Consider the following 12,108-nt stretch of genomic DNA (forward strand, 5'->3'; position numbering starts at 1 on the left):
GACGGAACGTCATGGCTAGAGGGACTATTCTACTGGCAGCCGGTGGCACCGGCGGGCATCTCTTTCCCGCGGAAGCGCTGGCGCACGAGCTGATTGAGCGCGGCTGGACGGTACATCTGGCGACCGACGATCGCGCCTCGCGCTATGCCAGTCATTTCCCGGCGAAGGAAGCGCACACGATCCGCTCTGCGACGTTCGGATCGAAAAACCCTATCGCGCTCATGGGTGCCGTGTGGCGCATCTGGCAAGGTGTGCGACAAGCATCCAGCGTCATCCAGCGTATCAAGCCGGCGGTTGTCGTGGGTTTCGGCGGCTATCCGACGCTGCCGCCATTGTACGCCGCCACGCGGCGCAAGGTACCAACCGTCATCCATGAGCAGAACGCCGTCATGGGCCGTGCCAACCGCGCGCTCGCTCCACGGGTCGATGCCATTGCCGGCGGCTTTCTGCCAGAGGACACTAGTGCCGCGGGCGTCAAGACCGTGACCACCGGTAACCCGGTGCGCCCCGCTGTGCTGGAAGCGGCCAGAACACCCTATGTCGCCTCAACCGGCAACGATCCGTTCCGGCTGCTGGTATTCGGCGGCAGCCAGGGAGCGCAATTCTTCTCCGACGCCGTGCCGGCGGCGGTTGCCCAGCTGTCCGATGCCCAGCGCGCTAGACTCGTCGTTACACAGCAGGCGCGTGCCGATGACGTCGGCAGGGTCAAGGATGCCTATGCCAAGCTGGGTATCGACGCGCAGGTCTCCCCCTTCTTCACCGATATGGCGCAGCGCATGGCCGGCGCCCATCTGGTGGTTTCGCGTTCCGGCGCCTCGACGGTTTCCGAGATCGCCGTCATTGGACGGCCGGCGCTTCTGGTGCCTTATCCGCATGCGCTTGACCACGATCAGGCCGCAAATGCAGCCGCTCTTGCTGCCGCCGGCGGTGGCGAGGTCCATCCGCAGTCCACGCTCACGCCTGAAACGGTCGCAACCCTTTTAAGCGCTGCAATGGAGCAGCCGGAACGTCTCGGAACGATGGCTGCAGCGGCGAAGTCGGTCGGTCGCCCGAACGCGGCGCGGTTGCTCGCCGACCTCGCAGAGGCTATTGCGTCGCGCCAGACGATAGAAGAATTCAGGAAGGAAACCCGCGCATGAAGATGCCGCAGACGATCGGCCTCGTGCATTTCATCGGCATCGGCGGTATCGGCATGAGCGGCATCGCCGAGGTTCTGCACAATCTCGGCTACAAGGTGCAGGGTTCCGATCAGGCCGAAAGCGCCAATGTGCAGCGCCTGCGCGACAAGGGTATCGAATGTTTCGTCGGCCACAGGGCCGAGAACCTTGGCGAGGCCGAAGTGGTGGTGGTCTCGACCGCCATCAAGAAGGCCAATCCTGAATTGAGGGCCGCCCGCGAGAAGAACCTGCCTGTCGTGCGTCGCGCCGAGATGCTGGCGGAACTGATGCGTTTTCGCCAGGCCGTCGCGATCGGCGGCACGCATGGCAAGACGACGACCACCTCGATGGTGGCGACGTTGTTGGAGGCCGGCGGGCTTGATCCGACCGTCATCAACGGCGGCATCATCAATGCCTACGGCACCAATGCCCGCATGGGCGACGGCGAGTGGATGGTGGTGGAGGCCGACGAAAGCGACGGTACTTTCCTGAAGCTGCCGGCCGATATCGCGGTCGTGACCAATATCGATCCCGAACATCTCGACCATTACGGCTCGTTCGACAAGGTGCGTGAAGCGTTTCGCCAATTCGTCGAGAGCGTGCCTTTCTACGGCTTCGGCGTGATGTGCACCGACCATCCGGAAGTGCAGGCGCTGGTCGGCCGCATCGAAGACCGCCGCGTCATCACCTATGGCGAAAATACTCAAGCCGACGTGCGCTTCTCCAACCATCGCATGGACGGCGCCGCATCTGTCTTCGACGTGACCATTCGCAACCGCAAGGGCGGCGGCGAGACGGTGATTTCGGGCCTCCGGCTGCCGATGCCCGGGCGCCACAATGTCTCCAACGCCACGGCTGCAATCGCGGTCGCCAACGAGCTCGGCATTTCTGCCGACGCGATCAAGAAAGGCCTGTCCGCCTTCGGCGGCGTCAAACGGCGCTTCACTCACACCGGTTCCTGGAATGGTGTCGAGGTGTTCGATGACTACGGCCACCATCCGGTGGAGATCAAAGCGGTGCTCAGGGCCGCGCGCGACGCAACCAAGGGCAGGGTGATCGCGATCGCCCAGCCGCACCGCTTCACCCGCCTGCATGATTTGTTCGACGAGTTCGCCTCCTGCTTCAACGACGCCGACACGGTGATGGTGGCGCCGGTCTATGCGGCCGGCGAGGATCCGATAGACGGGGCGTCTTCGGACGCGCTGGTGTCGCGCATCCGATCCGGCGGCCATCGTGACGCGCGCTACATCGAAGGGCCGGCCGACGTTGCGCCGATCGTGCGCAAACTGGCAGCGCCGGGCGATTTCGTCGTCTTTCTTGGCGCCGGCAACATCACGCAATGGGCCTACGCGCTGCCGAAGGAACTTGCCGGAGCCGGGTCATGACACGCGGCCCAGAGCTGCTGGAAAAACTCGGCGACAGGCTGAAGGGGCTGCGTGGGCGCATTACGCCCGATGCCGAGATGGACAAGATCACCTGGTTCCGCGCCGGCGGCTTGGCTGACGCGCTTTTCCAGCCGGCCGACGAGGAAGACCTCTCTGCTTTCCTGAAAGCGGTGCCGGAGGAGGTGCCACTCACAATCGTTGGTGTCGGCTCGAACCTTTTGGTGCGCGACGGCGGCATCGAGGGCTTCGTCGTGCGGCTTTCAGCCAAGGGGTTCGGCGAGGCGGAGGTGGTTTCAGCGACGCAAATCCGCGCCGGTACCGCCCTTCCGGACAAGCGGGTGGCTGCTGTGGCACTCGAAGCCGGTATCGGCGGTTTTCATTTCTACCACGGCATTCCAGGTGCCATCGGCGGCGCGCTGCGCATGAATGCCGGCGCCAACGGCGTCGAAACGCGTGAACGTGTCGTGGAGGTGAGGGCGCTCGACCGGCAGGGCAATGCGCATGTGCTGTCCAATGCAGACATGGGCTATGCCTATCGCCATTCGGCGCCCACCGGATTGATCTTCACCTCGGCGCTGTTCGAGGGCTATCCGGAAGACAAGGCTGCCATCAAGGAAGCGATGGATGCCGTGCAGCATCATCGCGAGACGGTTCAGCCGATCCGCGAGAAGACCGGCGGTTCGACCTTCAAGAACCCGGAAGGCACCTCGGCCTGGAAGGAGATCGACAAGGCGGGCTGCCGCGGGCTAATGGTGGGCGGCGCCCAGATGTCGCCTATGCACTGCAACTTCATGATCAACACCGGCACCGCAACTGGTTATGATCTCGAAAATCTCGGCGAGACGGTGCGCGAGCGCGTGCTGGAGCACTCCGGCATCCGTCTGCATTGGGAAATCAAGCGCATCGGCAATTTCCGACCTGGCCGCGAGGTGCAGGAATTCCAGGGGCAGTTGCTGTAGACTGCTTCAATTCGCTGACTGCAGTGCCCGAATATCGGATCGCGCTTGCAGTCCAGGCAGAAGCATTTTACGTCTATACATAAGCCAAGCTGGACCAGCCGGCTCGGGGAACATCAAACAGGCTGGACCAGTGCCGTCGAAGCGCGATTGTGCTTTGACTTGGCGCTACATAGGTGTCGGCTGAGGCCGCAGGGAGGCATCCAATGAAATTGAAGAACGCAGCGAAACTGGTTGTGGGTGGCCTTTTGGCCGGCATGATCTCGACGGCGCATGCCGGCGAGACGCTCGACCGTATCATGAAGAACAAGGTTCTGGTCGAAGTGACCGACCAGGCCTATCCGCCTTTTTCCTACATTGACGACAAGGGCGAGGTGGTCGGCTTCGATGTCGACATCGCGCGTGAAGTTGCCAAGCGCCTGGGTGTCGAGCTCAAGGTCGAGACGCCATCATGGGAAATCATCACCGCAGGCAACTGGAAGGGCCGCTGGGACGTCTGCATCTGCTCGATGTCGCCGACCGCTGAGCGAGCCAAGGTGCTGGACTTCGTCAATGAATATTATGGCGCACCGGCGGTGGTTGCCGTCAATTCCGACAACACCACCATCAAGAGCGTCAAGGACCTGACGGGCAAGAATGTCGGCACGCAGGGTGGAACACCTTACGAGAAGTATCTGCAGAAGGAACTGGTCATCGAAGTGCCTGGCAAGGAGCCGGTCAAGCCGGAATTTCCATTCGGTGATGTGACGGTAAAACCCTATGACACCGAGGATTTCGCCTTCCAGGATCTCGGCCTTGGTGATGGCAAGCGCCTCGATGCGGCCGTGGCCGGCTACATGACGGTCGCCGAGCGCGTCAAGAAGTCGGAAGGCAAGCTCAAGATCGTCGATGATACGCTCTTCACCGAGCCGCTCTGGGTAGCCGTCGACAAGGGCGATCCCGAATGGGAAGCCAAGATCAAGGAAATCTTCAAGGCTATGTATGACGACGGCACGCTGAAGACGATTTCCGAGAAGTGGGTCGGCCGCGACATCTCGGCCAAGCAATAAGCGGGCAAGGGCGGTCGGGAGTGGCGGCAGAGCAAACAACCGGCCAGACACGCGCCGGCGCAGTGGACAAGGCGTTTCGTACCCGCGTTGCCATCGTCTGGCTGGTGCTGCTTGCGCTGTTCGTCGCCTTCTTCCTGTCCTTCGGACTCGACCTGCCGTTCATTGTCGACAAGTTCCCGGCGCTGGCTGGCTTTACGCTGAGCCGCGCCGGGTTCATCCAAGGGGCGGTTCTCACGCTCTATGTCTGTTTCTTCTCCATCATCGCTTCGGTGGTGCTGGGCCTGCTGGCGGCGCTGGGGCGTCTGTCGAAGAGCTCCATCGCCTACGGCATTTCCACCTTCTACACCTCGTTCTTCCGCGGCACGCCGCTGCTGGTGCAGATCTTCCTGATCTATCTCGGCATTCCGCAGATCGGACCGGTGCCGGCGGCGATCCCTTCCGGCATCATCGCGCTTTCCCTGAACTACGGCGCTTATCTGAGCGAAATCTTCCGAGCCGGGCTTTTATCCGTGCCCGCCGGCCAGCGCGAGGCCGGGCTGGCGCTTGGCCTGCATCCCTGGCAACTGATGGTGAAGGTGGTGATGCCGCAGGCGATCCGCGTTGCCATTCCGCCGACCGGTTCGCAATTCATCGCGATGTTGAAGGATTCGTCGCTGATCTCGGTCATGGGCGTGACCGAACTGATGTTCGTGGCGCAATCCTATGGCCGCTCCAGCTATCGCTACATAGAAATGCTGACGACGGCGGCGGCGATCTACTGGTTCCTGTCGATCCTGTTCGAACTGGTGCAGGTTCGGCTGGAAAGCCATTTCGGCAAGGGCTACCGTGCCCGCTGATTTCCGGCTTCATACACTGCTGCTCTACGCCCTTCATGCACGGGCTTTCTTCGGTGCAGGCGCGCGACGGTGTTTCCGCAGAGCGGCTCCATGCGCTCTGTGATCTGCCGCTGCGGACGGTGGCGGGCTTCCTAAAAGTCGTGAACTGATTTCGAGCGTTGTGAAAGACGATTTTCACTGCGGCATCCGTGGCGCGGATGCCTCAAGTGCCGTTGCAGAAAGGACTCAAAAGTCGGCTTTCGAAACACTTTTTTCGAGAAAGTGAATCCCTCGGAATCATAGGGGCTTGTCAGTGAATCAACTCTCTGATTCTTTGGGCCAATAGCGTTTCCTGATTTGAGTCGTTCGACGCGTGGGGCCGCGTTTCATCTGGGGAAGTCATTCTCCGGACGAAGGCGATTCATGTCTGGAAATTGGAAGTGCAGGCCCGCCGCGAGAGGATGACGGGGTGATGAAGAAAAAACATGTGGCCGTCTTGCTGGGAGGTTTTTCGTCCGAGCGGCCCGTGTCCTTGTCCTCCGGGAAGGCCTGCGCGGATGCGCTCGAGGCGGAGGGGTATCAGGTCACTCGTGTCGATGTCGGGCGCGACATCTCCTCGGTTCTCGCTGAGCTGAAGCCGGACGTCGCCTTCAATGCCCTGCATGGTCCGTACGGTGAGGATGGTGTGATCCAGGGGGTGCTCGAATTTCTCGGTATTCCTTACACCCATTCCGGCGTTCTGGCTTCGGCTCTGGCTATGAACAAGGAGCAGGCAAAGAGAGTTGCGAAGGCAATCGGAATTCCTGTTGCTGAATCCAGGATCATCGATCGCTTCACGATCAAGAATGAGCATCCGATGAAGCCGCCCTATGTAGTGAAGCCTGTCAATGAGGGCTCCAGCTTCGGCGTCATCATCGTCAAGGAGGATCAGTCGCATCCGCCGCAGCTGATTTCGTCGCCGGATTGGAATTACGGCGAGGAAGTCATGGTCGAGCGTTACATCCATGGGCGCGAACTCACCTGTGCGGTGATGGGCGATGTGGCGCTCGGGGTCTGTGAAATCATCCCGACCGGTCATTCCTTCTATGATTATGATTCAAAATACGTTCCGGGTGGCTCAAAACACGAGGTTCCCGCTAAAATTTCACTAAATATTTACCAAAAAATACAGACACTGTCCCTCAAGGCTCACCAAGCGATCGGTTGCCGGGGCGTCTCCCGGTCGGACTTCCGTTATGACGACCGTTTTTCCGAGAACGGCGAGGTTGTCTGGCTCGAAATCAACACGCAGCCCGGCATGACGCCGACATCCTTGGTGCCGGAGATCGCCGCCCAGGCAGGGCATTCGTTCGGCGAGCTGTTGAGTTGGATGGTGGAGGACGCGTCGTGTCGGCGTTGAACTGGGGACAAGGCGGAAGAGGGGGTGCCGTGCCGCGCGCCCGCTTCGGTGCGTCCTCTTGGCTCGATCGTTTCGTGCTGCCCAAGCTGCTGCGCAAGCCCGTGCGCACGCTGGGAAGGCTTACGCGCGGTGACTTCGCGGCTCCGCCCTTCGCGGCGACTGTGATCAATGCTGCCTTCCTTGCTTCCTCTTTGACCTACGGTGCTTATCTCGGTGGCCATCTCGATGGGTTCGTGCAGGACGTAACCGCCCGCACCGGTTTTGCTGTCGATCAGATCAAGGTGGTCGGCAATCGCGAGACATCGGAAATCGATATTCTCGACAAGCTGGATCTCAACGGCTGGACCTCACTGGTCGGCTTCAGTGCGGAAGGCGCGCGCGAGCGTATCGCATTGCTGCCCTGGATCCAGTCGGTGGCGGTGCGCAAGATTTATCCGCATCTCCTGGAAGTGCGCATAGACGAGCGTCAGGCTTTTGCTATCTGGCAGCGTGGTTCCGAGCTTTCCGTGATCGAGAAGGATGGCCGTATCATCGCCCCCTATACCGGTGGCGATCAGTCGAAACTGCCACTGCTGGTCGGTCAGGGAGCTCCTGAGCACGCGCCCGCCCTGATGGCAAAGGTGGCTGGCTTCCCCGAGCTCGCTTCCAAGGTTCGCGGCTACATCCGCGTCGGCGACCGGCGCTGGGACATCAAGCTGGACAACGGCGTCGTCATCAAGTTGCCGGAGTTCGACGCCGAGCAGGCGATGGCCGAGCTCGTGCGCATGGATCGCGAAAAAGGACTTCTGTCGCGCGACGTCGTTTCGATCGACATGCGCCTGTCCGATCGATTGACGGTGCAGCTGACGCAGGAAGCCGTGACGGCGCGCGCGGCGGCGCTGAAGGAACAAGCCAAGATGGCAAAGCGCAAGGCGGGGCAGCAGATATGAGTTGGCTCGGCGGCAACAATGATGGAGCCTCGCGCCGGTCCGGCGTGCTGACAGTCCTCGACGTCGGCTCGAGCAAAGTCTGTTGTGTGGTGGCAAAGCTCAAGCCCTGCGAAGAAGGCCACTTGTTGCGCGGCCGTTCGCACCGCATCCAGGTCATGGGCATCGGCCACCAAAAGTCGCATGGCGTGAAGTCGGGCGTCGTCATCGATCTCGATCGTGCTGAACATGCCATCCGTCTGGCGGTGGATGCCGCCGAGCGCATGGCGGGCCTCACCGTGGATTCGCTGATCGTCAACATGACGGCCGGCCGCCTGAAAAGCGAAACCTTCAACGCCACCATCAATCTCGGTGGTCATGAAGTCGATGAGAACGACATCAAGCGGGTGCTCGGCGCCGGCGCCAAACAGGCACTGAAGTCCGAGCGCGAAGTCTTGCATGCGCTGCCGGTCGGTTTCTCGCTCGACGGCGAACGCGGTGTGCGCGATCCGCGCGGCATGGTCGGCGACACACTTGGCGTCGACATGCATGTGTTGACCGGCGATTCCGCGCCGCTGCGCAATCTGGAGCTCGCCATCAACCGTTCGCATCTGTCGGTCGAACGTCTGATCGCCACACCATATGCCGCTGGCCTCGCCGCGCTTGTCGACGACGAGTTGGAAATGGGCGCCGCCTGCATCGACATGGGCGGCGGAACCACCACGATCTCGGTCTTCTCGGAAGGCAAGTTCGTCTATGGCGATTCCATTCCCGTCGGCGGCAATCACGTTACCCTCGACCTTGCCAAGGGTCTGTCGACTTCGCTGGACGCAGCCGAAAGGCTGAAGGTCATGCACGGTTCGGCTTTGCCTGGCAGTTCCGACGATCGCGATCTCGTCACCATCCAGCCGATCGGCGAAGAGGGCGAGGCTCCGCTGCAAATTCCGCGTTCGGTGATGACACGAATCGTTCGGGCCCGTATCGAGGAAACGCTGGAACTGTTGCGCGAGCGACTAAGCAAGTCCGGTTACGGCAATGTGGTGGGCAAGCGGGTCGTATTGACCGGTGGCGCCAGCCAGCTTGCCGGCATGCCGGAAGCGGCGCGCCGCGTGCTGGGACGCAATGTGCGCGTCGGGCGGCCGCTCGGGGTTGCCGGGTTGCCTGAAGCGGCGAAGGGACCGGCTTTCTCGACGGCGGTCGGGTTGATGATCTATCCGCAGGTCGCCTCTTTCGAGAGCCGTCCTGCTTTTGGAGCCTCCCGTTTCAAGATGACGGGAACAGGCGGGAGGCTGCACCGCATGAGTCAGTGGTTGAGAGACAGTTTTTAGTTGAGTTGACGGGGACAGCCCCATAAGCGGCCGCGACGGCGAAGCGGCGGTAAAGGCAAAAGGACGAGGACTATGACGATCAATCTGAAAAAGCCGGACATCACCGAGCTCAAGCCACGCATCACCGTGTTCGGTGTCGGCGGTGGCGGCGGCAATGCGGTCAACAACATGATCACGGCGGGCCTGCGTGGCGTCGAGTTCGTCGTGGCTAATACCGATGCGCAGGCGCTCACCATGTCGAAGTCCGAGCGGCTGATCCAGCTTGGGGCGCATGTCACCGAGGGCCTCGGCGCGGGCTCGCAGCCCGAAGTCGGCCGCGCCGCCGCTGAAGAGTGCATCGACGAGATCACGGACTATCTCTCCAACACCCATATGTGCTTCGTCACCGCCGGCATGGGGGGCGGCACCGGAACAGGTGCGGCCCCGGTCGTTGCCCGTGCGGCCCGCGAAAAGGGCATTCTGACGGTCGGCGTGGTGACCAAGCCATTCCACTTCGAAGGCCAGCGTCGCATGAAGACGGCCGACTTGGGCATCGAAGAACTGCAGAAATGCGTCGATACCCTGATCGTCATCCCGAACCAGAACCTGTTCCGGCTCGCCAATGACAAGACCACCTTCGCCGACGCCTTCGCGATGGCCGACCAGGTGCTCTATTCGGGTGTTGCCTGCATCACCGACCTGATGGTCAAGGAAGGCCTGATCAATCTCGACTTCGCCGACGTTCGTTCGGTCATGCGCGAGATGGGCAAGGCAATGATGGGTACAGGCGAGGCAAGCGGCGAGGGCCGTGCAATGGCCGCAGCCGAAGCCGCGATCGCCAACCCGCTGCTCGACGAGACCTCGATGAAGGGTGCCAAGGGCCTGCTGATCTCGATCACCGGCGGCCGCGACCTGACCCTGTTCGAAGTCGACGAAGCTGCCACCCGTATCCGCGAAGAGGTCGACCAGGACGCCAACATCATTCTGGGTGCCACCTTCGACGAGGAACTCGAAGGCGTCATTCGCGTCTCGGTCGTCGCGACCGGTATCGATAAATCGGCCGAGCAGATCGCCGCTGCTCCGATCTCGATCCGTGCCGCGCAGCCGAAGACGCCGGCGCGCCCGGCGGCCGCTCCGGCCGCCGAGGTGCGCAGCGCTCCGGTGCCGCAGTCGGCGCTTCAGGAACCGCGTGCCGCTGATCCGGTTGCGGAAGCCATCCAGCAGGCGGAAGCCAATGCTGCCGCGCTCGCTCAACAGCCGCGCGTCGCCCAGACTGCTCCGCAGGACGATTTCCGCCCGCAGAGCAAGCTGTTCCAGGCGCCTCCGGCCCAGCCGCAGCCGCATCCCGTGATGCAGCAGGTTGCGCCGCAGCCGGCTCCGCAGCCCGTGCGTGAAGTTGCCATGCAGCAGGCGGCAGTAGCCCAGCCGCGGATGCCGCGTGTGGAAGACTTCCCGCCGGTGGTGCGCGCCGAAGTCGAGGCAAAGCAGCATCCGGTCGATCACGAAGACCGTGGTCCGATGGGCTTGTTGAAGCGCCTCACCAATGGCCTGACCCGTCGTGAGGAAGAGCCAGCTCGTCTGCAGCCGGCACAGCCGCGCGAGCCGAAGCTGCGTCAGGCAACTCCGGAAGTGCGCCGTCTCGCACCGCAAGACGCGCAACTCTACGCGCCGCGCCGCGGCCAGGCCGACGATCACGGCCGTTTCGCACCGCAGCAGCGCGCGACTCATGAGGACGATCAGCTGGAGATTCCGGCCTTCCTGCGCCGGCAGGCCAACTGATCTTCTAACGGATTGTAACAGTTGTTAACAGGCAGGCGGGCAACCGCCTGCCTGTCTGCTTTGATAGTAGTGGAAAAACAAACACTTGCGGGTTGCTTTTGTGCTCCTATGGCCGTTACATCGGGTAAGAAAGCGTGATTTGGAGTATGCCTGAGGGGCCACTATCTTCCGCGGGCAACAACGGCAGTGGGTGTTTTGGGGATGTGCCCTGCTCGCCGGAAGATCAAGGGCAGCGACCGAAAAGCCGATTGGCCGCGCCGTTAGGGCACATGGGGATCAGCTTGCAGGACTACCAGACAACCCTGAAATCGCGTGCGACATTGACCGGTATCGGCGTTCATAGCGGCAATACGGTCACCGTTCATTTTCTGCCTGCCGATGCCGACACGGGTATCGTTTTTCACCTGATCGACGGCGATCAGCCGGTGCGGGAATTCCGCGCTCTGGTTTCGGAAGTGGGCGCCACCGATCTCTGCACCATGCTTGGCGATCCGGCCGGCCAGCATATAGCCACCGTCGAACATCTGATGGCGGCCGTGCTTGGGCTCGGCATCGACAACATGGTGATCGAGATCGACGGGCGTGAGGTGCCGATCCTCGATGGCAGCTCGATCGACTTCGTCGAGGCGATCGACCAGGCCGGCATCGAGGTCCTTTCGACGAAACGCCGTTTCATCCGTATCCTCAAGACCGTGCGCATCGAGAGCGGCGCCTCCTGGGCCGAGTTCCGTCCCCATTCGGGAACGCGCTTCGAAATCGAGATCGACTTCGAGAGCCCGGCGATCGGCCGTCAGAACTTCGCCTCCGACCTGACTGCCGATGTTTTCCGCAGTGAGATTGCGCGTGCACGTACCTTCGGTTTCATGAAGGACGTGGAACGCCTGTGGGCAGCCGGCTACGCGCTGGGTTCTTCGCTCGACAACTCGCTGGTGATCGGGGACGACCATCGCGTCATCAATGTCGGTGGCCTGCGCTATCCTAACGAATTCGCACGCCACAAGACGCTGGATGCCATGGGCGATCTGGCTTTGGCCGGCGCGCGATTCATCGGTTGCTTCCGCTCTTATCGCGGTGGTCATCGTCTGAATGCGGCGGCGCTTCGCCGTCTCCTGTCGGACCGTACCGCCTTCGAGGTGGTCGAAACGACGCGCCGTGGCCGTGTCGGCGAGATGAGCGCGATCAACGCGCCGGTTTACGCACCCTGGACGATCTGAATTTCGCCGGCTTCCGGCTGCAAAGTGCGCCTGTTGCACAGGCGCACCACTTCCGTTTTGAAATCTCGATCCCCAATTCGTGGCGGATTGCGCCACAAAATTGCACGATTGCAGGGCGATAGCGTTGCCGCGCGCGCTGTTT

Annotated in this window: 10 protein-coding genes; all 10 read left to right on the forward strand. The window is 61.9% G+C overall.

Annotated elements, in window-relative coordinates; genetic code table 11:
* The first annotated feature begins 11 nt into the window (after positions 1–11).
* Positions 12–1,139 carry an undecaprenyldiphospho-muramoylpentapeptide beta-N-acetylglucosaminyltransferase gene (gene murG, locus ACFWXH_RS09935; RefSeq protein WP_379119738.1) on the forward strand — a complete coding sequence of 376 codons (1,128 nt, stop codon included), beginning with the start codon at positions 12–14 and terminating at the stop codon, positions 1,137–1,139.
* Entirely contained in the window at positions 1,136–2,542 is a 1,407-nt protein-coding gene (gene murC, locus ACFWXH_RS09940; protein ID WP_379119740.1) for a UDP-N-acetylmuramate--L-alanine ligase, read from the forward strand. The genes murG and murC overlap by 4 nt, the downstream gene beginning before the upstream one ends.
* Positions 2,539–3,501, forward strand: coding sequence for a UDP-N-acetylmuramate dehydrogenase (gene murB, locus ACFWXH_RS09945; RefSeq protein WP_379119742.1), 963 nt, complete (start codon positions 2,539–2,541; stop codon positions 3,499–3,501). The genes murC and murB overlap by 4 nt, the downstream gene beginning before the upstream one ends.
* 203 nt (positions 3,502–3,704) lie before the next feature.
* Positions 3,705–4,547: a transporter substrate-binding domain-containing protein gene (locus tag ACFWXH_RS09950; protein WP_379119744.1), complete on the forward strand. Its 843-nt coding sequence runs from the start codon at positions 3,705–3,707 to the stop codon at positions 4,545–4,547.
* Between the two features lie 20 nt (positions 4,548–4,567).
* Positions 4,568–5,383, forward strand: a complete 816-nt coding sequence (locus ACFWXH_RS09955) for an amino acid ABC transporter permease (RefSeq protein ID WP_054308236.1) — start codon at positions 4,568–4,570, stop codon at positions 5,381–5,383.
* A 451-nt stretch (positions 5,384–5,834) separates the two neighbouring features.
* Positions 5,835–6,761 carry a D-alanine--D-alanine ligase gene (locus tag ACFWXH_RS09960; protein WP_379119747.1) on the forward strand — a complete coding sequence of 309 codons (927 nt, stop codon included), beginning with the start codon at positions 5,835–5,837 and terminating at the stop codon, positions 6,759–6,761.
* Positions 6,749–7,690, forward strand: a complete 942-nt coding sequence (locus ACFWXH_RS09965) for a cell division protein FtsQ/DivIB (RefSeq protein WP_379119749.1) — start codon at positions 6,749–6,751, stop codon at positions 7,688–7,690. Before ACFWXH_RS09960 ends, ACFWXH_RS09965 begins: the two co-directional genes overlap by 13 nt.
* A complete protein-coding gene (ftsA, locus tag ACFWXH_RS09970; RefSeq protein WP_054308233.1) occupies positions 7,687–8,994 on the forward strand; it encodes a cell division protein FtsA in 1,308 nt (435 codons plus the stop codon). The genes ACFWXH_RS09965 and ftsA overlap by 4 nt, the downstream gene beginning before the upstream one ends.
* 72 nt (positions 8,995–9,066) lie before the next feature.
* The gene (gene ftsZ / locus ACFWXH_RS09975; RefSeq protein ID WP_379119751.1) at positions 9,067–10,752 is read left to right on the forward strand and encodes a cell division protein FtsZ; all 1,686 of its coding nucleotides are present in this window, start codon (positions 9,067–9,069) and stop codon (positions 10,750–10,752) included.
* A gap of 269 nt (positions 10,753–11,021) precedes the next feature.
* The gene (gene lpxC, locus ACFWXH_RS09980) at positions 11,022–11,966 is read left to right on the forward strand and encodes a UDP-3-O-acyl-N-acetylglucosamine deacetylase (protein ID WP_379119753.1); all 945 of its coding nucleotides are present in this window, start codon (positions 11,022–11,024) and stop codon (positions 11,964–11,966) included.
* The last annotated feature ends 142 nt before the right edge of the window (positions 11,967–12,108 follow it).

This window comes from Mesorhizobium sp. NPDC059054 (genome assembly GCF_042739215.1).
GTDB lineage: Bacteria > Pseudomonadota > Alphaproteobacteria > Rhizobiales > Rhizobiaceae > Mesorhizobium.